A 23,397-nucleotide genomic window follows, 5' to 3' on the forward strand; every position below is an offset into this window, starting at 1 on the left:
GGGTTGTTCTTTTCATTCATGCGACAAAAATCAATAACATCATACTACTTAGAGAGAAATAGGCTGAAAGGGAGTCGGTAGAGATGCCTAATGAACCAAGCAATAGCCGTTCATCGCGCACGGCGGCTAAAAAGCCAAAGAGTAAGAGTAAAGGGAGAAAACCGTTCACTTGGAAAAAGGGATTGCTGCTCTTATTCTTTACGATTGCGATTGCTGTATTTTGCGCAATTGCGGGGTATTTATGGATTATTCTTAATGGGGAACGAATTCTGAAAGAGAATGGCGATAAATACGAGGTCATGGATGAAGCTTCAATTATCTATGACGTGAATAAGAAAGAAGTTACGAAGCTCTATGTAGAAAACCGTGAGCCTGTGACATTTGATGAAATTCCAGAAATGGTGCGCAACGCATTTATTGCGACGGAAGATCGTCGTTTTAATGAACACCAAGGTGTGGACTTATGGTCCATCGGACGTGCGGCTGTGAAGGATGTTATTGCTCGCAGTAAGGTCGAGGGTGGTAGTACGATTACTCAACAGTTAGCGAAGAACTTGTTCTTGTCGCACGATAAGACGTTCTTCCGGAAAGCGACGGAAGTGTCGATTGCCCTTGCGCTAGAGAATCATAAGACCAAAGATGAGATTCTCGAAATGTATTTGAATCGGATTTTCTTCGGTAAAGGTGCATATGGGATTAAGGCGGCAAGTAAACGGTATTTCGGGAAAAGCGACTTGAAGGATCTAGAGATCTGGGAGATTGCAACACTCGCGGCGATGCCGAAGGCGCCATCTTCGTACAACCCATTATCCAATCCGGAAAAGTCTAAGGAACGTCGGGGCGTGGTCTTGAAGCTGATGGCGGATCAAGGCTACATCACGCAGGCACAAATGAATGAAGCGGCGAAAGCGGATTATAATCCAGATGCACAGACCGAAACGAAGCGTGTGTCATCTGCCTTTATTGATTATGCTATTGATGAAGCCGGCGATAAGACGGGATTAACAGAGGATGAACTTTATCGTGGTGGATACAAGATCTATACGACACTCGTTCCTGAAGCTCAGAATGCCGTAGAGGAAGAGTTCGCGAATGATGATAACTTCGAGAAAAGTAAGGACGATCAGCAGATGCAAGGCTCGATGGTCATCATGGACCAACACACCGGTGGTCTCGTTGCGATGGCCGGAGGTCGCGATTACATCCGTAAGGGGTTAAACCGTGCGAAAGTACCTCGTCAGCCAGGTTCAACGTTTAAACCGATTGCAAGTTATGGTCCAGCTCTAGATACTGGGAATTACTTCCCGTGGTCGACGCTGCGTGATGACAAACAGAGCTTTGGTGACTACAGTCCATCTGACTTAGGAAGCAATAAGTATATTGGTCCTGTGAGTTTCACGTATGCTTTGCAGAAATCGATTAACTTGCCTTCGGTATGGCTATTGAATGAGATTGGCGTGAAGACAGGATTTGATTTTGCTAAGAAATTAGGTATTCCATTAGTACCTGAAGATCGCAACTTGACGATTGCATTAGGTGGATTAACATACGGTGCTTCACCAATTCAAATGGCGACAGCCTACAGCGCATTTGCAAATGGCGGATATTATGATCCTGCACACTCGGTCCTTGAGGTTGTCGATCGGGATAATAAATCGGTATATTCCTTCGATGAAGGTAAAGGCGAGCGCGTCATGAAAGAGCAGACCTCATATTACATGACCAATGTCTTGCAAGAGGTCGTTAATAACGGGACAGGGAAATCCGCTAAAATCAGCGGACGACCTACAGCAGGGAAAACAGGAACAACACAGCATGGGATTAAAGGATTCAAGAGCAGTGGCAACCGGGATGTCTGGTTTGTTGGATATACACCTGAATGGACAGGTGCCGTATGGATGGGATATGATAAAACAGATCGTGACCATCTTGTGAAGAAGGGCTCAAGTCAAGCGGCTTCACTCTTTAAGAAAGTCATGACTAAGGCGCTCGCGAACAAGAAAAAAGGTGAATTCTCAAAGCCGACCGGAGTCGTTGAAGAGAAGGTGAAGCAGGATAGAGTAAATGGCCTGGTTGCTTCTTATGCTGCGGCTACACAGTCCGTGACCTTGAACTGGTCTGCGCTTAGTGGAGATAATCAGCCAACTTATCGGATTTACCGCAAGGAGTCTACGGAGTCGAAGTTCTCCATGGTTGGTGAGGTTACATCCAATAGTTATGAAGATATTCAGGTTGTGCCGAATGCGCAATATGAGTACTATGTCACAGCGTTTTTAGCAAATGTAAATCTAGAGACAGATCCGTCTGCTAAGGTCAGTATCAAAATCGATAATGATTTACCTGACATCGAGCAGCCGCCCGTAGATCCGAATAATCCAGTAACGGATCCGAATGAAAATGGGGGAATCGGAGATGGATCGGATCCATCCACTGAGAACCCAGACGGTGGCAATGGTAATGTGACACCGGACCCAGGAACACCGGATAACTCGAATGGCGGATGGGTAGATCAGGGTACAGGGACAACTGACCAAGGGACGATCGTTCCAGATAATAATGGGAATGGCAACGGTGATAATCAGGGCCATGGCAAAGGTAAAGATAAAAACAAAGACAAAGGCAAGGATAAGCAAGCAAATACGGCTACAATGGATACATTACAAATCCCATAATATGATCGAATTTGGAGCGTGTTAACAGATGCAGAAACCGTTGAACCGTTGGATGCTTCCGCTGGTCGTGGTACTAACCACGGTGCTCATGTTGAGTGCTTGTGGGGGTAAAAATACGGTTGAGGAGAAGCCGCAGCCAACACCTGAGACACAGCAGTCGAAGTCGTGGAAAGAAGCTCCAGCAATGGCGATTGATACGAATAAGAAATATACGGCGAAAGTGTCGACATCGAAAGGCGAGTTCACCATCGAATTGTTCGCGAAGGATGCGCCAATCACCGTGAATAACTTCGTGTTCTTAGCGAAGGAAGGCTTCTATAATGGAATTACGTTCCATCGGATTATTGAGTCCTTTATGGTTCAGACAGGTGACCCGCAAGGGACTGGCGCTGGCGGCCCGGGATATACAATTCAAGATGAATTAGGCGGTCCGCATAAGTATGAAGTTGGTACCGTGGCGATGGCGAAGACTAGGGCTCCGAATTCTGCTGGCAGTCAGTTCTTCATTGGAACAGGTGCAGATATCGATTCATTGAATGGCACACCTAATTATCCCATCTTCGGTAAAGTGTCCGAGGGAATGGATACGGTGAAGAAAATTGCTGCTACGCCGACGGAGCTCGATGATTCTGGTCGGGAAAAAAGTAAGCCGATGGAGTCAGTGACCATTAAATCGATAGAAATAACGGAACAATAATTCCTAAAAAAACGTGCCTCTGGCACGTTTTTTTATTTGCTCTGACGCATTACTTTTGAACATGAATTCGATTGACATGAATGTTTTTTGTATGTGGCTGTAGGGGATGACTGGTGTAGGCTTACTAATTGTGGTAAGATTTTTAGTAGAACGTATGGAGAGGGTCATTCCCATGAAACGTAAATTTTCGGATCGCGCCAATTGGCGAAGAATTATCAGTAAGCACTTTACATCGAAATTTGTGGATAAACCGGAGTTTACTGGCTTTGTGACTTTATATACGATCGAGCGGCTTCGGGACCCACTCTGGAAAGAATACGACGGCAAGAAGCTGTGTCTTGCTGATGCAGGTTATTCGTGGCTGCAATACTTTCCGCAGAATGAGAATTTTATTGTGACGGCGATGTTTGATGACAAACAGCGTATTGTTCAATGGTACATTGACATCTGCAAGTCGCAAGGCGTAACGGAACAAGGGGTTCCGTGGTTTGATGATTTGTTCTTAGATATTGTAGTGCTGCCTACCGGGGCTGTTTTTTTGATGGATGAAGATGAACTGGACGATGCGCTTATCGATGGCGATATTACGCAAGAGGATTACGAGCTGGCGACAGATACGGCAAGACAATTGCTGCGGATTATTACGGCACATTTATTCCCTTACTTCGTCATGTCAGAACGTGATTTAAGGTCCGAGTTCGGTATTGGTCATGATGCTCATCCTGGAGACGCTTCGGCGCCGGGGCCTATATGTTGAGAACGGGATCAAAGATGAAGGGGAGCATGATTTTCAGAGTTATGCTCCTTTTCGTCGTTTGCGGACTTATTTGGTTTGTGTATACGCAATGGGTTATCCATAACAAATCATCTGGACGCGAATTGTCTCATGCCGATGTTGGTATCGTTCTTGGGGCAGTATTATGGGATAATAAGCCGAGTCCGGCACTCGTAGAACGGTTGGATCATGCATTATCACTGTATCAAGCAGGTCATTTCGATACGTTTATCGTCACGGGCGGATTGGATCATCCTTCTCTTCGGTTGACGGAGGCACAAGGTATGGCGGCGTATTTGATAGAGCGAGGCGTGCCCTCTGACCACATTCTGCTAGAAAATCAAGCGACGAGCACCTATGAGAATTTGCTCTTTAGTCGTGAGATCATGAAAGATCATGGCTACAAATCGGCTGTTATCATCACGCATCGCTATCATGGGGCAAGATCACTAGAAATAGCGAATTTCCTAGGGTATCAGAGCCCAGTTGTATCGACCACGGAATCGAAAGTGCTGAATATGGCGTGGCACCAGATGCGGGAGTCGCTAGCGTATACGAAATGGAAGCTGGACCAACTGTGGATAACGATAGGAATGAAAGGTTGACCAAAACTGCTAATATCGTGGACGAAGATAGAATACATTGATTAAAGGGTCAGCACCTAGACTAAAATGAGGTGATGAAGCATGAATGGGCGAGTAGTGGCTTCAACAAATGGACGGAGCGAGACAAGACCATCAAGACAGATCAGTGTTATTCTACGAAACCAAGAACCAAATGCTGCAGTTCAGTCAACGACAGAAGCAGAGAGTACGGGGCAACAAGCGGCCAAAGCAGCTGTGCATAACAGTCATTTTGCAGAAATGCAGAAGGAATTGGACCAATTGATTGGTCTGGATAATATTAAAGAGTTAGTCTATGAAATATATGCGCTGCTGCAAATCTCACAAATGAGATCGGATGCTGGGCTTCTAAGCAGTACGCATGTCTATCATATGGTGTTCAAAGGCAACCCAGGTACCGGGAAGACAACAGTAGCACGGATTGTGGCCAAACTATTTCAACAGATGGGTGTGCTCAGCAAAGGGCATTTGATTGAGGTTGAACGAGCTGATTTGGTGGGCGAATACATCGGGCATACAGCGCAGAAGACGAGGGACCTCGTCAAGAAGGCGATTGGCGGTGTTCTGTTCATTGATGAAGCGTATAGTCTTGCGCGCGGCGGGGAGAAGGATTTTGGAAAAGAAGCTATCGATACATTAGTTAAAGCGATGGAAGACATGAAGAATCAATTCGTGCTAATCTTGGCGGGTTATTCCAATGAGATGGAATTTTTCCTTCAGACGAATCCAGGATTGCCTTCAAGGTTCCCGATTCAAATCGAGTTTCCTGACTATTCCATTGATCAATTAATTCAAATCGCTGAGCTGATGGTCAAAGAGCGTGATTACACCTTGATGCCGCAGACGATCATGAAGTTAAGACAACATTTAATACAAGAGAAGAACGATTCGTTCCATGCATTTAGTAATGCACGATACGTTCGTAATGTGATCGAGAAGTCGATCCGCAACCAAGCCGTAAGGCTGCTCAATCAATATCAGCATCAATCACCGAGCCGATCGGAGCTCATGACGCTGAAGAACGATGACCTGAAGGTTGAGAAAGAAAAATCAGGGCGAGCATAAGAGTAGAAATCAGCAAGTGATTAAGATAGCAACAGGGAGAGACGAAAGAATCATGACAATCTTTTCAGAACGATTAACGACAATGCAGGCGCAAGTGGAAGAACTTATAGCTGGTCGTATTCATGCGATTGACCGCATTGTGGATGCGAATCAGTGGAAAGTAATTCGTGCATTTCAGCAATATCAAGTAAGTGACTTTCATTTCGCGGGATCGACGGGCTATGGCTATAATGATCGCGGGCGCGAAGTGTTGGATGAAGTATATGCCAAGGTGTTTGGAGCAGAGGCGGCACTCGTGCGGCCTCATTTTGTGTCCGGAACGCATACGATTGGAACAGCATTATTTGGGGTGCTGCGACCTAGCGATAAGCTCCTTTACATTACAGGGAAGCCTTACGATACATTGCACAAAGTCATTGGCAAACCGCAAGACGGTGCAGGGTCACTGCAGGATTTTGGGATCGAATATGATGAAGTCGATCTGCTATCGGATGGTGGAGTAGATTGGGAACTTGTGCGTGAACGAATGACACCGAATACGAAAGTCATCGGCATACAACGTTCACGTGGGTATTCCTGGCGATCTTCGTTTACGGTTGCAGAGATCGGTGAGATGGTTCGCCGGGTGAAGGAGATTAATCCATCCGTCATTGTATTCGTGGATAACTGCTACGGTGAATTCACGGAAATGCAGGAGCCGACCGAAGTTGGCGTTGATATGATGGCGGGATCGCTGATTAAGAATCCCGGCGGAGGCATTGCGGAGACGGGTGGATACATCGTTGGTCGACGTGATCTTGTGGAGAAAGCGGCTTATCGACTAACCGCGCCAGGGATTGGCGGTGAAGTAGGGGCCATGCTCGGAACGACGCGAGCCATCTACCAAGGCTTGTTCCTTGCGCCGACGCTCGTTGGACAGGCTGTCAAAGGAAGTGTATTCGCGGCAGCGATGTTCGAGCAGCTAGGATTTATTACCAAACCAAGCTGGAACGATCCGCGTACGGATTTGATTCAGGCGATCCAATTTACAAGTGCAGATCATTTGATTCGATTTGTTCAGGGTATTCAGCTAGCAGCTGCCGTGGATTCTCATGTCGTACCAGAACCATGGGACATGCCTGGGTATGAGCATCCCGTTATTATGGCAGCTGGTACATTTATTCAGGGCGGAAGCTTGGAATTGTCCGCCGATGCGCCAATCCGAGAACCTTATATTGCATACATGCAAGGTGGTCTGACGTATTCTCATGTCAAGTTTGGTGTGTTAACGGCACTAGATCAGATGATTAACAGTCATCTTTTGTGAAGTTATCTAACATCTTATTGACACGACGTGAGGATGGAGCTATGATATTAACATATCCATGAGAGAAAGGGATGCGTAGAATGGGCGATGATATTCGCAGAAACATGGCTCTATTCCCGATAGGCATCGTAATGAAGCTGACGGACTTAACAGCCAGGCAAATTCGTTACTATGAACAACATGAGTTGATTGTTCCTGCTCGGACCTCTGGTAACCAGCGTTTATTTTCTTTCAATGATGTTGAGCGATTGCTCGAGATTAAGTCGTTGATCGAGAAGGGCGTGAACATTGCTGGAATTAAGCAGGTGATGGTTCCGATGTCGAAGGAGTCGGAAGAAGCGACTGTCCTTACACCGGATACAGAAGTGAAACGGAAAGAACTATCGGATTCTCAATTGCACCGATTACTCAAGCAGCAGCTGCTTAACGGTAAGAGACCGGGACAAGTATCCTTGATTCAAGGTGAATTGTCTCGATTTTATAATAAATAATAATCAATTATGATTAACAAAGGAGAGGAATACCGTGAGTTTTACAAAAGATGATATTATGCGCATTGCCAAGGAAAAAAATGTTAGATTTATTCGTCTACAGTTCACTGATTTGCTAGGAACGATCAAGAACGTAGAAATTCCAGTGAGTCAGTTGGAGAAGGCGCTTGATAACAAAATGATGTTTGACGGTTCCTCGATTGAAGGTTATGTACGTATTGAAGAGTCGGATATGTACTTGTTCCCGGATTTGGACACATGGTTGATCTACCCATGGGTGACTGAAGATCGCATCGCTCGTCTGATCTGTGATGTGTACATGCCAGACGGCACGCCATTCCAAGGGGATCCACGCGGTATTCTGAAGCGTGCGCTGAAAGAAGCGGAAGAAATGGGCTACACGACGATGAATGTTGGTCCAGAACCGGAATTCTTCCTCTTCAAGACGGATGAGAAAGGCAACCCTACACTTGAACTGAATGACCAAGGCGGATACTTCGACCTTGCGCCAACAGATCTTGGTGAGAACTGCCGTCGTGAGATCGTATTGACGCTGGAAGATATGGGATTTGAAATCGAAGCTTCCCACCATGAGGTTGCTCCGGGACAACATGAGATTGATTTTAAATATGCAAATGCGATTAAAGCTGCTGACCAAATTCAGACCTTTAAGCTTGTTGTTAAGACCATTGCTAGACAGCATGGACTACATGCAACATTTATGGCGAAACCGTTATATGGCGTGAATGGTTCGGGTATGCACTGTCATCAGTCGCTATTCAATGGCAAAACAAATATGTTCTATGATGAGAGTGACAAGCTGGGTCTAAGCGAAACAGCTCGTCAATACATGGCAGGTATTTTGAAACATGCCCGTGGATTCGCAGCGATTACGAATCCAACGGTGAACTCCTACAAACGGTTGGTTCCAGGTTATGAAGCGCCTTGCTATGTAGCATGGTCCGCTAGTAATCGTAGCCCGATGATTCGTATTCCTGCATCTCGTGGTCTCGGAACACGCGTTGAAGTACGTAACCCGGATCCGGCTGCGAATCCGTATCTATCGCTTGCAGTGATGCTCAAAGCAGGTCTGGATGGCATTAAGAACAAAATGGAGCTTCCAGCACCTACGGACCGTAACATCTATGTCATGTCCGAAGAAGAGCGTATCGCTGAAGGTATTCCTAGCTTGCCGTCCGATCTTCGTGAAGCCTTAACAGAGCTTGTGAATGACGAAGTCATCTGCAGTGCACTAGGTGAGCACGCATTGACTCACTTCTATGAGTTGAAAGAAATCGAGTGGGATATGTACCGTACGCAAGTTCACCAATGGGAACGCGATCAATACATTACGCTTTACTAAAATGATGAAACCCCTAGCACTGTAAGTGTTAGGGGTTTTTGTTTGAAATATTTGTAACCTAACAGCCCTCGTTGTAGCGGCTGTTTTTGTTTGTTCCAGCGATTTGAGGTCATATGGGCAGCAAAGCCGAATTCTCTTATCGTTGGATCGAATGGTCAGCTATACAAATGCAGTGTTGCAATCATGATGATATGAACCAGGTTGGTAAACTATCTGTGGACGGCTCCGTTGAGTTTATTATGACAAAACGGATGAAACATGTATAGAATGCAAGTTCACCAATGGGTATTTGAGCACTCATGTGACAGAAAAAATGTTAAACACTAACGCTGATTTCATCTACATAAAAGCATAAAAGAGTCCCTCGATCGCTCGGGAGACTCTTCATAATAAATTAGCATCTCGTTGGGATAACCAGCGAAGCTAATATGTATAGCAATTAGTGCATATTGCGGAACAAGCCAATAACTTTACCAAGAATGGTAACGTGATTCAATCGAATCGGTTCCATCGTTGAATTCTCAGGTTGTAATCGAATATGATCTTTTTCTTTATAGAAAGTCTTGACAGTAGCTTCGTCATCTTCTGTCATCGCTACGACGATATCGCCGTTATTCGCTGTCTGCTGCTGGCGGACGATAACAAAATCTCCATTATGAATACCTGCCTCGATCATACTTTCCCCCATAACGGACAGCATGAACACGTTCTGGTCATGTACGAATTGCTCTGGAAGCGGGAAATAATCTTCAATGTTCTCCGTCGCAGTAATTGGCGCACCTGCAGTAACTTTCCCCACGATCGGTACCTTCGCAATCATCTGCGTATAGAGATGCGTATGTTCGGATTCTTCCTGACTCAGGAGTTCGATGGCCCGCGGTTTGGTAGGGTCGCGGCGTATTAAACCCTTCTTCTCTAATCGATCCAAGTGGCCGTGCACAGTGGAGCTGGAAGCTAGACCGACAGCTTCTCCAATCTCACGAACAGAAGGAGGGTAACCTTTAGATCGTACTTCATTCCTTATAAATTCTAAAATAGCTTGTTGTCTATTGGATATTTTAGACATGAGGTTCAACTCCATTAGTAGACTTTTACAAAATTATAGCATAGAACTACCGTTCGTACAAACATTAGTTCTAAAATGTAAGAACGAGGGGAACTAACGTTCTAAAATAGTGTTGACACAAACGAATGTTCGTGTTAAATTATGGACATAGAAAACAGAACAAACGTTTGGGGTGCTGATTATGCTAAAGTATAGCTCATATCAAAGTGTGTATAATAACCGTTCCGAGGTCGTGAATAGAGACTCTTTTCTTAAGAAGAAGGTTGTTCAGGTTGTATTGTTCTTAGTCCTTGTATGCAGTTTGACGAGTATGGGATTATTGAATGCATTTGCTGCAGATACGCGTGAAGGGGAACGTAATGCGAACGTTCCGTTGCAGGTTGTTGTATCTTCAGGTGATACATTGTGGGCGATTGCGAATGAACATAAGCCAGCTGGGATGGATGTTCGTAATTATATTGAAATGATCAAAGACCTGAATGGTAAACGGAACAGTTCCATTCAATCAGGTGAAGTGATTAAATTACCAGTTCTTTAAAAGGTTAATTCGTATGCTCGATAGGGCATAGGCCCTGCTGAGAGTGGAGGGGTTACCCTTGACAACCTCTATTGTAAATGTCAAAGTAATATAGACAGAATAGGGGGGATAGTGATGAATTTCGACAAGATTGTAGAGCGAATTAATGAATTGGCTCGTAAACATAAAACGGTAGGCTTGACACCGGAAGAGACGGTTGAACGGGACGCGCTTCGTCAACAATATATTGATGGGTTCAAACGTTCCTTGAAGCAGCAGCTGGATAATATCGAGTTAGTTGATGAGGATGATAATAATCCAACAATTAAACATTAGATGAAGCAAGTTTTCTTTCGGGAAAACTTCCAAGGAGGAAGAATTTCGATGGCCCGTTCATGGGAAAGAATGGTACGCAAGAACACGAAGAATGTGAATAAAGTTCGCAAGAAGCAAGGGCAGCAGGTGATCGGTGCGAGTAGAGATGCGAAATCGGGTGTGGATCGTTATGTTGGGCGAAACTTGATCCTACCTCTTACATTAGTAGCATTCGGATTATTGTATGCACTACTATATTCCGCTGTAGATCAGAAGACCTCGCCAGCCCTGTTCTGGGCAACGGTGGGGTTATACATATTCCTTGGCGTTGTAATCTTCCTGCGTAGACCTTATATCAGCGTAGATAAATCTTCTGTAGGGACACGTCGTTTCAATCGAGACGTTCGTCTAGATGCTAGCCAAATCAAAGATATCACCGTGCAAAAAGGTTACGTCGTCATTGGTACGAAGGCTAAAGGTTCCAATTGGGTGTTCTCAAGATTGATGAATCGTTACGATACGGTAGTGATCGGTGAGCGGTTGAAAGAGTATGCACGCGTCAATAATGTTCCTTTTGAAGAGCGTTAATTATATAGAGCACTGTAAAAGTATGGGGGAGAAGAGAGATGACGATTAAGGCCGTATTATTCGATCTGGACGATACTTTATTATGGGATGATCGCAGTGTGAAGGAAGCGTTTGAAGCTACTTGTGTTGCTGCAACTCAAGCATATCCTCAAATTCAGCCTGTTGCGTTGGAAGAAGCGGTAAGACGTGAAGCTAGAGCACTCTATGAATCTTTTCCGACATTCCCGTTCACACAGATGATTGGAATTAATCCTTTTGAAGGTCTGTGGGCGAATTTCACGCATGGGGAACAACAAGAGTTTCGACAATTACAAGCCTTAGCGCCTAGTTACAGAACAGAAGCGTGGACACGTGGTCTGAAGTCGTTAGGGGTTGAAGATGCGGAGCTTGGCGAACGATTGGGTCTATTATTCGCGACAGAACGTCGAGCGCGTCCTTACGTATATGAAGAGACGTTTCAGATTCTTGATGAATTGAAAGGGAACGTGAAGCTTCTATTATTAACGAATGGATCGCCTGACTTGCAACAGGAGAAGCTTAACGGAGTACCTAATATCATTTCTTATTTTGATCATATCGTGATCTCTGGTGCATTCGGAGAAGGTAAGCCAGCGTCATCTATATTTAGACATGCGATGGCTGCACTTGAGATTGAGCCTCATGAGGGGCTTATGGTGGGCGACAAGCTTACAACCGATATTAAAGGCGCTCTAGGTGTTGGGATGCATGCTGTCTGGGTCAATCGACATGATGCACAGCGCTCGACTGAAATTGTTCCTGATTATGAAATCACACATCTCTCTGAACTACACAAAATTATTGAACAACATGCATAAAAAGAGGGTTGCCCTTGTTCCGGATGCGGAACAAGGGTTTTCTATATTCTGCTATGACATATGATACAAAATCGTCACAAAGAATTGACAAAGATAGCCCGAATGAGTCATTCTTCTCGTGTACAATCATTTTATAATGAAAAAGGAATTTGTTGGCTATATAGAGGAGAGGGTTATGATGAAGAAGTTAATGGTAATAATGCTTGGGGTAGTAGTGTTATTAACAGCGTGTGGTGGAGCGAAGCAGACAAGCTCCATGAAAGTCGGAGATTTCGCGTATACCGATCAGGCTGGGCAAGCGTTCGGACTTGCAGATGTGAAAGGTAAAGTGTGGCTTGCCGATTTCGTATTTACGAATTGTACGTCAGTCTGTCAGCCGATGACGTTCAATTTGACAGATCTTCAGAAGAGAATCAAAGCGGAAAATCTGGATGTCACGTTCGTATCCTTCAGTGTAGATCCAGACCGTGATAAACCTGAGGTTATGAAAGCGTTCGCTGACAAATTCGGCGTGGACTTTGCGAGCTGGCACTTTTTGACGAATTATAAACTTGAAGATATTAAGGCTTTCGCGAAGTCATCATTTAAGACGATTGTAGAGAAGGAACCGAGTTCAGATCAGATGATTCATGGCACATCGTTCTACCTGGTGAGCAAAGAAGGATATATTATGAAGAAGTATGACGGTGTTGAAGATGTTCCTTATGATCAGATCATTAAGGATATTAAAGATTTAGCCTAACCGATGATGGAAGCAGACAAGAAAGGAATGCAAATAATGAGATTAAAAAATTGGAGTACTCTGGCTGTTGCTTGTATCCTCCTGATTGCCTTAATATCGGGTTGTTCAGGATCTAAATCAGCTATGAATCACGATGGAATGAACATGGATATGGACATGAACGAGGATGCAATGAATCCGATCAAAGTAGAGATTATTCTGCCGGAGCAGATTGATGCGAATAAAGATCTTGTGCTTCAAGCGAAAGTGACGCAAAGCGATAAACCTGTCGATGATGCACAGAAAGTCATGTTCGAGGTATGGCGTGGAGACGAGCAGGAGCATGAGAAGACAGAAGCAAAACTTACGAATGATGGGGTTTATCAAATTGAAAAACAATTCGCTGAACCTGGGGAATATACGATGATTGCGCATGTCACAGCTAGAGAAATGCATTCGATGCCTTCGAAGAAATTCGAAGTAACGAAATAACAAGAAAAAGCCCGCTTGTGTCTGAAGAAGACGAAGCGGGCTTTGATTATTCGGCGTAAGATCGATTGAATTATGCCTTTTGGAACGCAGGGTCATTGTAGGAAGATGCAATCCAGCCATCTTTCTCAATGAAGAGGCGAACGGCAACGATTTGACGATTATCCATCAAAGTAAAGAAGTGAGGTGTATGCTCAGGAACGGAGATCACATCACCAGCTTCTAATTCGACGTTGAAGTAACCTACGTCGTCTTTTCCCTTGATGATGAAAATTCCCTTTCCCGCAGTAATAGCACGGATCTCATCTTCTGTATGTGTGTGGACGTCTTCGAACTTCGTAAGCAGTTCTTCAAGATTAGGTGTCGCATCCGATAATGTGATGATATCCCAGATCTGATAGCCGCGACGTGCAGCTAGATCACGAATCTCTGCGTCATAGGTAGCGAGAACTTCGGCCTTCTCTTCATCGGAGAGGACGAAACGCTCGCGAAGGTTTTCTGGCAACTTCGTTGCATCCCAATGTTCATATAATACTTCTTGGTTCGCTAGAAATGCACGAACTTCTTCTTCGCCTGAAATGCGCTCCCCAGTATTGCGAATGTAAATTTCAGCCAAAATAATCCCTTCTTTCCTATAAATTAACTTGATATTGATTGTATTATAGTGGATTTATCGCTGGCTGTCGACTTTTAATGCATAGACACTTTTCTAAAGTTTGGTATTCTGTTAAACTAATTCTTAACGTTTTTGCAGTAGGAAGGGGATTAGGCATGAGTAAGCTGAGCATACAAGAACAAATGAAACATAAAATCCTTATCCTTGACGGCGCAATGGGAACGATGATTCAGCGTGAAGACTTAACAGAGGATGATTTCGGAAGCGAGGAACTTGATGGTTGTAATGAAATTCTTGTTCTAACGCGTCCGGATGTGATCCAGAAGATTCATGAAGAATATCTTGAGGCTGGCGCGGATATTTTGGAGACGAATACGTTTGGTGCCACCAGTGTGGTACTTGCCGAATATGATTTGCAGGACCGAGCAAGAGAACTTAATTTGGCTGCTGCCAAGCTCGCCGTAGATGCTGCGAACAAATATTCTACGCCGGAGTGGCCGCGTTATGTTGCAGGTGCATTAGGCCCAACGACGAAAACCTTGTCCGTAACGGGTGGTGTCACGTTCGATGAGCTTGTAGATTCCTATTATGAGCAAACACTAGCATTAATCGAGGCCGGTGTTGACACAATATTGCTTGAGACGTCGCAAGATACATTGAATGTGAAAGCGGGCAGTATCGGAATTAGACGTGCATTTGAGACCGCGGGGAAGACACTACCATTGATGATCTCTGGGACGATCGAACCGATGGGTACAACGCTTGCCGGGCAGAACATTGAATCTTTATATATCTCGTTAGAGCATTTGAAGCCGATCTCGGTTGGACTCAACTGTGCAACAGGCCCAGAATTTATGCGTGACCATATTCGTTCATTGTCTGAAATTGCAGATACGGCAATTAGTTGTTACCCTAATGCGGGGTTACCAGATGAGAATGGTCACTATCATGAATCCCCGGATTCATTAGCGAAGAAAATGGCAGGATTCGCGGAACAAGGTTGGCTTAATATTGCAGGTGGATGCTGCGGAACTACACCGGATCATATTCGCGCATTAGCGGAGACGATGAGCCAATTCAAACCACGGAGCGCATTTGGAACACATCCTCCTGCTGTATCCGGAATTGAGACAGTATACATTGAATCGGAGAACCGACCCTACATGGTTGGAGAACGGACGAACGTATTAGGCTCCCGGAAGTTCAAACGACTGATTGCAGAAGGAAAGTATGAGGAAGCATCCGAGATCGCACGTGCGCAAGTGAAAAGCGGTGCACACGTCATTGACGTCTGTGTACAGGACCCGGATCGTGAAGAATCCGAGGATATGATGAAATTCTTGGAACTCGTTGTAAAGAAGGTCAAAGTACCTCTCGTCATCGATACAACGGATGCGAAGGTTATCGATCTGGCACTGAAGTATTCGCAAGGGAAAGCAATTATTAACTCCATTAATTTAGAGGATGGCGAAGAGAAATTCGAACATGTCGTCCCATTGATTCATAAGTATGGTGCAGCAGCGGTTGTCGGAACGATAGATGAGCGCGGACAAGCAATCACGCGGGAAGATAAGCTGGAAGTTGCTAAGCGCTCCCGAGATCTTCTTGTGAACAAATACGGAATGCAGCCAGAAGACATTATTTTCGACCCGCTCGTCTTCCCAGTTGGAACAGGGGATGAACAATATATCGGCTCGGCAAAAGAGACAATTGAAGGGATTCGCCTCATTAAGGAAGCGATGCCGGAATGTCAGACGATTCTAGGAATTAGTAACATTTCGTTCGGATTACCGGAAGCAGGGCGTGAGGTGCTGAACTCTGTCTTCTTGTATGAGTGTACGAAGGCAGGACTTGATTACGCTATTGTAAACACGGAAAAGTTAGAACGTTATGCATCGATCCCTGAACACGAGCGTCGTCTGTCCGAGGAATTGCTGTACGATACGAATGATGCGACACTTTCTGCTTTTGTAGCGGCGTTCCGGGATAAGAAAGTCGTGAAGAAAGAGAAAGCTTCGAACCTAACATTAGAAGAGCGTTTGGCATCTTACGTTGTCGAAGGAACGAAAGAAGGCCTTATTCCAGATTTGGACGAGGCACTTAAGAAGTACACTGCGCTTGAAGTCATTAATGGACCGCTGATGGAAGGGATGTCTGAAGTCGGTCGATTGTTCAATAATAACGAGTTGATCGTTGCTGAAGTGTTACAGAGTGCGGAAGTGATGAAAGCGTCTGTCGCACATCTGGAGCAATTTATGGAGAAGAATGAATCCTCTGTCAAAGGGAAGATCATGCTCGCAACGGTAAAAGGCGACGTGCACGATATCGGAAAGAACTTGGTTGAGATCATTCTATCGAATAATGGATTTCAAATCGTTAATCTAGGAATTAAAGTTCCGCCTGAACAGATTATCGAAGCCTATCGCAAAGAGAAGCCGGATGCCATTGGCCTATCGGGTCTACTCGTGAAATCAGCGCAACAGATGGTACTAACCGCGCAAGATTTACGCAATGCGAATATTGATGTTCCAATTATGGTTGGCGGTGCAGCGCTGACACGGAAGTTCACCAAAACGCGTATTTTGCCCGAATATAATGGGCTCGTTCTCTATGCGAAAGATGCGATGGACGGCCTAGATCTTGCGAATAAACTGATGGATCCGACGCATCGTCAACGCATGGTTGAAGAAACGGCGGCAATATTGGAAAGTGCAGGAGAGGAGGAAGAGAAGAAGCCTCTGCCGAAGCTAACGCGGGCAGTACGTTCCAACATTTCTCAAGATGCACCGGTATTTATACCGCCTGATCTCGATCGTCATATTCTTCGCGACTATCCATTAGGACATATCATTCCGTATGTGAACATGCAGATGCTGCTTGGGCATCATCTCGGTCTACGAGGTTCAGTAGAACAGTTGCTTGCGGAGAAAAATCCGAAAGCGGTCGAGCTTAAAGCGACGGTCGATGAAATATTGCAGAATGCAATCTCGGATGGTACGATCAAAGCGCAAGGCATGTATCGGTTCTTCCCTGCACAATCGTCAGGCGATAGCATTATAATCTATGATCCACAGGATACAACGAAAGTTCTTCACACTTTCACATTCCCAAGGCAGCAAGTGGAGCCATTCCTGTGTCTAGCAGATTATTTGAAGTCGGTTGAGAGTGGAATCATGGATTACGTCGGATTTTTAGTCGTGACGGCCGGTAACGGTGTCCGTGAGCTAGCGACGAAGTATAAGGATGAGGGCGACTATCTGAAATCCCATGCGATTCAAGCGACAGCGCTAGAAGTGGCAGAAGGTCTGGCAGAGCGGGTTCATCATATGATGCGTGATATTTGGGGTTACCCGGATCCGCAGGAGATGACGATGAAGCAGCGTCATGGGGCAAGATATCAAGGCATTCGGGTATCCTTTGGATATCCTGCATGTCCGGATCTTGAAGATCAAGGACCACTGTTCGAGCTCATGAAACCAGAGGATATTGGCATTGAACTGACAGAAGGGTTTATGATGGAACCAGAGGCATCTGTATCTGCGATGGTATTTGCTCATCCGCAAGCGCAATATTTTAACGTTGAGAAAGTATAATATAGATTAAAGACACAAGAGCCTCCGCCCTAGTTGGAGGCTCTTGGTGCAGGATGGAGGGATTGCCAATGGAGCTCTATTTCTTAGGGACAGGTGCAGGAATGCCGACGACAGAGCGGAATGTCACGTCCATAGCACTTCGAAAGTTCGACGAGCGCGGTACATTCTGGTTGTTCGATGCCGGAGAAGCAACGCAGCATCAAATATTAAAGTCGCCGCTTAAACCGAGTAAACTTGAGAAAATATTCGTTACCCATTTGCATGGAGATCACATCTTTGGGCTCCCGGGGTTATTATCTAGTCGCTCTCACCAAGGTGGAACGGAGACACTTGAAATCTATGGACCTGTAGGGCTTCGACAATATATTGAAACGTCGTTACAATTAAGTCAGTCTCATCTCAATTATGACATCCATATCACAGAGATTGATGAAGGCATTGTTTTTGAAGATGGGCAGTGCAAGGTCGAGGCCTCACGATTGGACCATCGGATTGAATCCTTCGGTTATCGGGTGGTGGAGAAAGATCGCCAAGGACGGATCGACGTCGAAGCCTTAACAAAGGCAGGCATTCCGCCGGGGCCGATCTATGGCAAGTTGAAGCAGGGGGAAGATGTCGTTCTTGAAGATGGTTCTGTGATCTATGCACAGCAGTACATCAGTGAGCCAATCCCTGGAACGATCATTACGATTCTGGGGGATACAAGGCCGTGTGAGGGCTCAAGATACCTGGCGCAGCGTGCGGATGTACTCGTTCATGAAGCGACATTCATGGAAGGACTCGAGTCGTTAGCCGAGTCCTTCTACCACAGTACAACAAGACAAGCTGCCGAGACGGCGCGAGACGCAGGTGTTGGACAACTCATCTTGACCCATTTCAGTGCACGATATAGTGATGTCGAGCCGCTTATGGAAGAAGCCAAACAGATTTTTCCCAATACTCTTGCAGCGAAACAACTGGAGTTAATTCCAGTTCGTAAGCGTCGTGACACCACAACCTGAAGAAGAATGAAAAGGAGGCTATACCGATGTCAGACTTTGATGATCGCCGCAGAAATCGCTTCGATACCCCAGGCAACAGACGGAATTTCCTAAATGTCATTGCGATATTGTTGATCCTCTTGAGTATAGTAGGTTACGTTATTTATATGTTTCGCTAAGTTCCAATGAAGCTTGATGCGGCCTGGGTTCATTTGATCGCATACAAGCTTTCAGTCTTTTACAAGGCAATACTTTCCCGGGAAAGCGCAGGATTTGACAAGGATTGATGCCTTGCAACATCGTTTGCGCATCTTTTACAATAGGAAATACTTGATAGAGAGAGGGATATCCAATGAAACCGATACATTTTGCTTTTACGGGGTTGGGTGCCATTGCCAAAACCCATATTGTTGCACTACGCGCTATGCCAGTTATTCAGAAAGCTTCTTTTGTACCCGTATTAGATACGTTAATTACAAGAAATCCGGATGCCAATCGTGAACAAGCGCTTGCGATGGGTTTTCAGAAGGTGACCAATGATCTCAGTGAGGCGCTCGAGAATCCTTCCGTACATATTGTTGATATCTGCACGCCTAATGCGATGCATTTTGCAGAAGGGACGGCTGCTTCGGCCGCAGGCAAGGCCATTTATTTTGAAAAACCCCTGACGGAGACATATAGCAGAACGGAAGAGCTGGTTAGCCACATTTCAGCAAACACGCTGCAGCAAGTTGCGCTTGTCTATCGGTATCACCCTGCTGTCATGAGGATGAAGGCCATTTTGCAGGAAGGAATTATTGGAGATATTCTTCAATGCAACTGTTCCTATCTGCGTTCAGGATATCTGAATGCTGAGCGTCCTGTCTCATGGCGATTAAATGATATGTTATCTGGCGGTGGCGCAATTACGGATTTGGGCATCCATGTGATCGATTTGATCGCACATTTGTTCGGGGAACTAACGGATGTGCACGGAGAGACGAATATTTTTGTGAAAGAGCGTCCAAAAACACTAGGATCCGATGAGCGTGTGCAAATGACGGTAGACGATTGGGCGAGCTTCTTCTATACGACGAAGAGTGGTGTCAGGGGGACGGGCGAAGTGTCTCGTATCGCTTGGGGATCGGATCGTTTCAGTGTGCAGATCGTTGGAACCCGGGGAAGTATCACTTGTGATCTTGAAAAGGATATTACACCGAAAGTATCCATGTTGTCGGGTGCGACACCAGCGCTACCTGTGCCATCGAGTCTGCAGCTTATTCCAAATGACAAAACAACCATGGGCGTATTCGTCGATAGTCACTTTGGAGCCTTAAACCATTTCCTGCACCGTTATATTGGTGAAGATCTATGGGTGAATGAGGGGCTTGCTCCGACGATGAAGGATGCAGCGCATGCTGAAATGTGGATCGATCAGATTCTTCGTTCGAAGGCCTAATGGATTGCAGCCTTGCATGGAATTCGCTATGATAGAGGCACTGTGTACAAGGAGTTTTTTAGATAGGCAGAGGAAAGGGAATATACCGATATGCGGAATTCAAATAAAGCACTACTAATTGATTTGGATGGTACATTATATCACGGGAAGCATCGTATCGACGGTGCAGACTTATGGATTCAAGAATTGCAATCACTTCATATACCTTATTTGTTCGTAACGAATAATTCATCGCGCACCCCTGAAGATGTTGCTGCGCATTTGGTTGAGATGGGTATCCCTGCAACGCAAGAGGATGTCTACACGTCCGCATTGGCTGCAGCACAATATGTAAAAGAACATTATCCGAAGGGTGTAAGAGCGGCGGTTATCGGAGAATATGGTTTAGAGACGGCATTGCGCGATATTGGGGTTCAGATTACTGAGGATCAGCCGGAAATTGTCGTGCAAGGGATAGATCGATCTTTTGACTATGCCAAATTAACACAAGCTGTTCAATGGATTCGTGAAGGTGCAGCGTATATTCTGACCAACCCCGATCTTCTCTTGCCTTCGGATACAGGTATTATGCCGGGTGCAGGGACATTGTCAGCTGCCATTCAAGCTGCAACACAGAGGGAGCCGATTGTCATGGGCAAACCCTCCAATATTATTATGAATTACGCGCTCGCAAGGCTTGATTGTGAACCTCAAAATGCGATCGTGGTGGGTGATAACCCGCTTACGGATTTGCGGGCGGGACAGGCTGCAGGTTGCGATACAATCCTTGTATTGACCGGACTAGCAACAGAAGCGAACAAGGACCAATTGTTGGCGCTAGCGGGTGTACAGCCATCGATGATCTGTAAGGATTTGTACGAGGCTGCTGCTGTCACATCGGGCAGAAAATCGCAATAGAATACATACATACCTACCTATAGGATTCATCATCTCGTACGCAACATGGAGGGAATATACGTGTTAGAACTACCGGAATTAGAAACCTACAAAAAATTGCTCTCTGAGCAAATCATCAATAAACGGATGACAGATGTGACTGTAAAGGAAGAGAAGCTGTTGAATTGCGAAGTTTCCGAATGGTCCAAGGAATTGCAGGGACGAGAAGTCTTATATATTGAGCGTCGCGGGAAACAATTGCTCTTTCACTTGGATAATGGGAAAAGACTGCTGCTAAACCTTGGTGTTGCAGGGCAGATTCAATATGATACGGAAGGGACGGAAGATGGGGGTGGAACAGCATCGGACGCGCAAGTGATGATTCATTTTGGTCAACAAGTGCTTCGTTTACATGGTATTCGACAAGGGTATGTCCATCTTCTCAGTGCGAAAGAAGCAGATCAGCTTCTAAGCGATCTAGGCCCGGAATTGTTGGATCGTAAAATGAACCTGGAGAAATTCCGGATGTTGTTCGCCCGTAAACGTGGCATGCTGAAATCAGCGCTTGTCCAGCAGTCGTTCATTGCAGGAATCGGGAACGGTTATGCGGATGAAATTGCGTTCGAAGCAGCGTTGCTGCCATCGGCGAAATTACAGGAATTAACGGAGGAAAGCGTTGAAAGACTGTATCACAGTACGTTGACCGTACTGCATGATGCGATTGCGTATGGGGGCTTGGGAGAGCAGCCGCTGAATACGCAGGATCACCTTACAGGTGGCTATAAATCGCACGTACGTGTGATTGAACGTGAAGGGCAAGCTTGTGAGCGATGCGGGTCATTGATTCAGAAATCCGAAGTCGGTTCTCGAAAAACGTTTTATTGCGCGAACTGTCAAAAAGAACAGTAGACTCGAATCTGAGGGGGAATGAGCATGATACATGTATTTTTAGATGACATTCGCCGTTGCCCGGAGGGATTCGTCTATGCGCGATCGGCTGAAGAATGCCTCATACTGCTGGAAGAAGAGGAAGTAGATATACTATCATTGGATCATGATCTGGGCATTAATCAGCCCAATGGGACTCAGCTTGTGAAGCAAATGGTACTTCGGGGCTTATATCCGCGGGAAATTTATTTACATACCTCCAGTTTATCCGGTCAGAGAACGATGTATGAATTGTTCTATCAGAACAAACCCGATCATGTCATCCTGCATAATGGTCCGATGCCGCAAGCAGTGTTGACGCGCATTCGAGAGGCTTCCCATGAAAGAAATCAATGAGCAAGCGCTATTCGAACGACTCGAACATGTAGAGGTGTACAGGCCGTTTGGATTGTATCTATATACGCCGCTGTGTGGCACATGTAAGGCGGGCATGCGGATGATGCACGTGGTCGAAGCCATGTTGCCGGATATCGAGCTATTGCAGATCAATTTGAATTTTTCCCCTCGTCTTGTGGCGAGATATCAAGTACGGAGTGTGCCTGGGCTGTTCTTATTCGACCCGAAGAGGAGAGGCGAACCGGTGCAAGTCTACGAGATGCGATCCGTAGAACATTTATTCAACATCATTAAGGATGTGATTCGATGATTTCGATGCAGCATATTAAGCTAAGACGCGAAGAGCGGCAAATTCTAGATGATATTACACTTCAGATGAATGAAGGGGAGCACTGGGTGATCCTTGGGCGGAATGGTTCAGGGAAAACGACGCTGCTCGAGATGATGACAGGTTATATGTTCCCAAGCTCGGGGCAAATTGATGTCATGGGCAATCGTTATGGACAATGCGATATTCGAGAGGTTCGTAAGAAGATAGGCTATATCAGCCAATCATTAATGGAGAAATTAACCCTACGTGATCCCGTCTGGGAAGTGGTCGCTACAGGAGAATATGGTTTTCTGCGGTTCTATCAGGAGATTCCTGAAGAGGTTGTCGCTAAGGCGCACAGCCTGATTGAGGAAATGAATCTTGGTCATGTCGCGAACAATCTACTCGGCACATTATCGCAAGGCGAGCGGAAGAAAATTATGCTGGCGCGCGCATTGATGGCTGATCCGCAAATTCTCATTTTGGACGAGCCCTGTGCAGGACTTGATCTGTATGAGCGAGAGAAATTCCTTGATCAGATTAATATTTTGAAGAATCGAGATATTGCACTTGTCTATGTTACACATCATCTGGAAGAAATCGTACCGTTATTTACACACGTCGCATTAATTCATCAAGGAAAACTGGTGGCTGCCGGGACGAAAGAATCGGTGCTCACCCCTGAAATATTAAAACAAGCATACGAAGTGCCGCTCTCGCTCGAATGGGTAGATGGACGGCCATGGATTCGGGTGCACGCTGGAGGTCAATAAACG

Annotated in this window: 25 protein-coding genes; 23 read left to right on the forward strand and 2 right to left on the reverse strand. The window is 45.5% G+C overall.

The features are described from left to right. Positions 1-83: 83 nt before the first annotated feature. From C558_RS0107300 to glnA, 8 genes are all read left to right on the forward strand, one after another. On the forward strand, positions 84-2,672 hold the full coding sequence (locus tag C558_RS0107300; protein WP_018755598.1) for a PBP1A family penicillin-binding protein: 2,589 nt from the start codon (positions 84-86) through the stop codon (positions 2,670-2,672). Positions 2,673-2,700: 28 nt separating this feature from the next. Beyond that, on the forward strand, positions 2,701-3,369 hold the full coding sequence (locus C558_RS0107305; protein WP_018755599.1) for a peptidylprolyl isomerase: 669 nt from the start codon (positions 2,701-2,703) through the stop codon (positions 3,367-3,369). A gap of 172 nt (positions 3,370-3,541) precedes the next feature. Then, complete coding sequence (locus tag C558_RS0107310) at positions 3,542-4,126, forward strand: ribonuclease FAU-1 family protein (RefSeq protein WP_018755600.1); 585 nt, start codon at positions 3,542-3,544, stop codon at positions 4,124-4,126. 26 nt (positions 4,127-4,152) lie between these two features. After that, positions 4,153-4,749 (forward strand): YdcF family protein, encoded by a 597-nt coding sequence (locus C558_RS0107315; RefSeq protein WP_245583743.1) that lies wholly within the window; start codon positions 4,153-4,155, stop codon positions 4,747-4,749. Positions 4,750-4,830: 81 nt separating this feature from the next. Continuing rightward, positions 4,831-5,832, forward strand: coding sequence for a stage V sporulation protein K (gene spoVK / locus C558_RS0107320; RefSeq protein WP_018755602.1), 1,002 nt, complete (start codon positions 4,831-4,833; stop codon positions 5,830-5,832). A gap of 52 nt (positions 5,833-5,884) precedes the next feature. Next, a complete protein-coding gene (locus C558_RS0107325; protein WP_018755603.1) occupies positions 5,885-7,138 on the forward strand; it encodes a methionine gamma-lyase family protein in 1,254 nt (417 codons plus the stop codon). A gap of 80 nt (positions 7,139-7,218) precedes the next feature. After that, a complete protein-coding gene (locus C558_RS0107330) occupies positions 7,219-7,629 on the forward strand; it encodes a MerR family transcriptional regulator (protein ID WP_018755604.1) in 411 nt (136 codons plus the stop codon). Positions 7,630-7,663: 34 nt separating this feature from the next. Continuing rightward, entirely contained in the window at positions 7,664-8,992 is a 1,329-nt protein-coding gene (gene glnA, locus C558_RS0107335) for a type I glutamate--ammonia ligase (RefSeq protein WP_018755605.1), read from the forward strand. 439 nt (positions 8,993-9,431) lie between these two features. Here the strand turns inward: glnA and lexA are convergent, their stop codons facing one another. Continuing rightward, complete coding sequence (gene lexA, locus C558_RS0107340; protein ID WP_018755606.1) at positions 9,432-10,058, reverse strand: transcriptional repressor LexA; 627 nt, start codon at positions 10,056-10,058, stop codon at positions 9,432-9,434. A gap of 208 nt (positions 10,059-10,266) precedes the next feature. Between lexA and C558_RS0107345 the strand changes: the two genes are divergently transcribed. The 6 genes from C558_RS0107345 (at position 10,267) to C558_RS0107370 (ending at position 13,527) form a co-directional block, all read left to right on the forward strand. After that, complete coding sequence (locus tag C558_RS0107345; RefSeq protein ID WP_169445318.1) at positions 10,267-10,596, forward strand: LysM peptidoglycan-binding domain-containing protein; 330 nt, start codon at positions 10,267-10,269, stop codon at positions 10,594-10,596. 114 nt (positions 10,597-10,710) lie between these two features. After that, on the forward strand, positions 10,711-10,911 hold the full coding sequence (locus C558_RS0107350) for a DUF896 domain-containing protein (protein ID WP_018755608.1): 201 nt from the start codon (positions 10,711-10,713) through the stop codon (positions 10,909-10,911). Positions 10,912-10,959: 48 nt separating this feature from the next. Further along, a complete protein-coding gene (locus tag C558_RS0107355) occupies positions 10,960-11,478 on the forward strand; it encodes a hypothetical protein (RefSeq protein ID WP_018755609.1) in 519 nt (172 codons plus the stop codon). Between the two features lie 38 nt (positions 11,479-11,516). Then, the gene (locus C558_RS0107360; protein WP_018755610.1) at positions 11,517-12,314 is read left to right on the forward strand and encodes an HAD family hydrolase; all 798 of its coding nucleotides are present in this window, start codon (positions 11,517-11,519) and stop codon (positions 12,312-12,314) included. Positions 12,315-12,492: 178 nt separating this feature from the next. Further along, positions 12,493-13,056: an SCO family protein gene (locus C558_RS0107365; protein ID WP_018755611.1), complete on the forward strand. Its 564-nt coding sequence runs from the start codon at positions 12,493-12,495 to the stop codon at positions 13,054-13,056. Between the two features lie 36 nt (positions 13,057-13,092). Next, on the forward strand, positions 13,093-13,527 hold the full coding sequence (locus tag C558_RS0107370; protein WP_040674607.1) for a FixH family protein: 435 nt from the start codon (positions 13,093-13,095) through the stop codon (positions 13,525-13,527). Positions 13,528-13,597: 70 nt separating this feature from the next. Here C558_RS0107370 and C558_RS0107375 read toward each other — a convergent pair whose 3' ends face one another. Beyond that, on the reverse strand, positions 13,598-14,140 hold the full coding sequence (locus tag C558_RS0107375; RefSeq protein ID WP_018755613.1) for a 1,2-dihydroxy-3-keto-5-methylthiopentene dioxygenase: 543 nt from the start codon (positions 14,138-14,140) through the stop codon (positions 13,598-13,600). A 155-nt stretch (positions 14,141-14,295) separates the two neighbouring features. On the opposite strand from C558_RS0107375, the gene metH reads away from it, so the two are divergent. From metH to C558_RS0107420, 9 genes are all read left to right on the forward strand, one after another. Beyond that, entirely contained in the window at positions 14,296-17,733 is a 3,438-nt protein-coding gene (gene metH / locus C558_RS0107380; protein WP_018755614.1) for a methionine synthase, read from the forward strand. 68 nt (positions 17,734-17,801) lie between these two features. Further along, positions 17,802-18,734 (forward strand): ribonuclease Z, encoded by a 933-nt coding sequence (gene rnz / locus C558_RS0107385; protein ID WP_018755615.1) that lies wholly within the window; start codon positions 17,802-17,804, stop codon positions 18,732-18,734. Between the two features lie 26 nt (positions 18,735-18,760). Continuing rightward, a complete protein-coding gene (locus C558_RS34945; protein ID WP_018755616.1) occupies positions 18,761-18,892 on the forward strand; it encodes a hypothetical protein in 132 nt (43 codons plus the stop codon). Between the two features lie 173 nt (positions 18,893-19,065). After that, the gene (locus C558_RS0107395; RefSeq protein ID WP_018755617.1) at positions 19,066-20,151 is read left to right on the forward strand and encodes a Gfo/Idh/MocA family protein; all 1,086 of its coding nucleotides are present in this window, start codon (positions 19,066-19,068) and stop codon (positions 20,149-20,151) included. Positions 20,152-20,241: 90 nt separating this feature from the next. Continuing rightward, positions 20,242-21,048, forward strand: a complete 807-nt coding sequence (locus tag C558_RS0107400) for a TIGR01457 family HAD-type hydrolase (RefSeq protein ID WP_018755618.1) — start codon at positions 20,242-20,244, stop codon at positions 21,046-21,048. Positions 21,049-21,108: 60 nt separating this feature from the next. Further along, positions 21,109-21,936: an Fpg/Nei family DNA glycosylase gene (locus tag C558_RS0107405; protein WP_018755619.1), complete on the forward strand. Its 828-nt coding sequence runs from the start codon at positions 21,109-21,111 to the stop codon at positions 21,934-21,936. Between the two features lie 24 nt (positions 21,937-21,960). Further along, positions 21,961-22,311: a cyclic-phosphate processing receiver domain-containing protein gene (locus tag C558_RS0107410; RefSeq protein WP_018755620.1), complete on the forward strand. Its 351-nt coding sequence runs from the start codon at positions 21,961-21,963 to the stop codon at positions 22,309-22,311. After that, positions 22,295-22,621 (forward strand): thioredoxin family protein, encoded by a 327-nt coding sequence (locus tag C558_RS0107415; protein ID WP_018755621.1) that lies wholly within the window; start codon positions 22,295-22,297, stop codon positions 22,619-22,621. The genes C558_RS0107410 and C558_RS0107415 overlap by 17 nt, the downstream gene beginning before the upstream one ends. Continuing rightward, the gene (locus tag C558_RS0107420; protein WP_018755622.1) at positions 22,618-23,394 is read left to right on the forward strand and encodes an ABC transporter ATP-binding protein; all 777 of its coding nucleotides are present in this window, start codon (positions 22,618-22,620) and stop codon (positions 23,392-23,394) included. Before C558_RS0107415 ends, C558_RS0107420 begins: the two co-directional genes overlap by 4 nt. The last annotated feature ends 3 nt before the right edge of the window (positions 23,395-23,397 follow it).

It is taken from the genome of Paenibacillus terrigena DSM 21567, from assembly GCF_000374845.1.
In the GTDB taxonomy this organism is placed as follows: domain Bacteria; phylum Bacillota; class Bacilli; order Paenibacillales; family Paenibacillaceae; genus Paenibacillus_K; species Paenibacillus_K terrigena.

Excerpts from the sequence above, each read along its gene's own strand:
- C558_RS0107300 (WP_018755598.1), top strand. The coding sequence starts at position 84 with ATGCCTAATGAACCAAGCAATAGCCGTTCATCGCGCACGGCGGCTAAA.
- C558_RS0107305 (WP_018755599.1), top strand. The coding sequence starts at position 2,701 with ATGCAGAAACCGTTGAACCGTTGGATGCTTCCGCTGGTCGTGGTACTA.
- C558_RS0107310 (WP_018755600.1), top strand. The coding sequence starts at position 3,542 with ATGAAACGTAAATTTTCGGATCGCGCCAATTGGCGAAGAATTATCAGT.
- C558_RS0107315 (WP_245583743.1), top strand. The coding sequence starts at position 4,153 with ATGATTTTCAGAGTTATGCTCCTTTTCGTCGTTTGCGGACTTATTTGG.
- spoVK (WP_018755602.1), top strand. The coding sequence starts at position 4,831 with ATGAATGGGCGAGTAGTGGCTTCAACAAATGGACGGAGCGAGACAAGA.
- C558_RS0107325 (WP_018755603.1), top strand. The coding sequence starts at position 5,885 with ATGACAATCTTTTCAGAACGATTAACGACAATGCAGGCGCAAGTGGAA.
- C558_RS0107330 (WP_018755604.1), top strand. The coding sequence starts at position 7,219 with ATGGGCGATGATATTCGCAGAAACATGGCTCTATTCCCGATAGGCATC.
- lexA (WP_018755606.1), bottom strand. The coding sequence starts at position 10,058 with ATGTCTAAAATATCCAATAGACAACAAGCTATTTTAGAATTTATAAGG.
- C558_RS0107350 (WP_018755608.1), top strand. The coding sequence starts at position 10,711 with ATGAATTTCGACAAGATTGTAGAGCGAATTAATGAATTGGCTCGTAAA.
- C558_RS0107355 (WP_018755609.1), top strand. The coding sequence starts at position 10,960 with ATGGCCCGTTCATGGGAAAGAATGGTACGCAAGAACACGAAGAATGTG.
- C558_RS0107360 (WP_018755610.1), top strand. The coding sequence starts at position 11,517 with ATGACGATTAAGGCCGTATTATTCGATCTGGACGATACTTTATTATGG.
- C558_RS0107365 (WP_018755611.1), top strand. The coding sequence starts at position 12,493 with ATGAAGAAGTTAATGGTAATAATGCTTGGGGTAGTAGTGTTATTAACA.
- C558_RS0107370 (WP_040674607.1), top strand. The coding sequence starts at position 13,093 with ATGAGATTAAAAAATTGGAGTACTCTGGCTGTTGCTTGTATCCTCCTG.
- metH (WP_018755614.1), top strand. The coding sequence starts at position 14,296 with ATGAGTAAGCTGAGCATACAAGAACAAATGAAACATAAAATCCTTATC.
- rnz (WP_018755615.1), top strand. The coding sequence starts at position 17,802 with ATGGAGCTCTATTTCTTAGGGACAGGTGCAGGAATGCCGACGACAGAG.
- C558_RS34945 (WP_018755616.1), top strand. The coding sequence starts at position 18,761 with ATGTCAGACTTTGATGATCGCCGCAGAAATCGCTTCGATACCCCAGGC.
- C558_RS0107395 (WP_018755617.1), top strand. The coding sequence starts at position 19,066 with ATGAAACCGATACATTTTGCTTTTACGGGGTTGGGTGCCATTGCCAAA.
- C558_RS0107400 (WP_018755618.1), top strand. The coding sequence starts at position 20,242 with ATGCGGAATTCAAATAAAGCACTACTAATTGATTTGGATGGTACATTA.
- C558_RS0107410 (WP_018755620.1), top strand. The coding sequence starts at position 21,961 with ATGATACATGTATTTTTAGATGACATTCGCCGTTGCCCGGAGGGATTC.
- C558_RS0107415 (WP_018755621.1), top strand. The coding sequence starts at position 22,295 with ATGAAAGAAATCAATGAGCAAGCGCTATTCGAACGACTCGAACATGTA.
- C558_RS0107420 (WP_018755622.1), top strand. The coding sequence starts at position 22,618 with ATGATTTCGATGCAGCATATTAAGCTAAGACGCGAAGAGCGGCAAATT.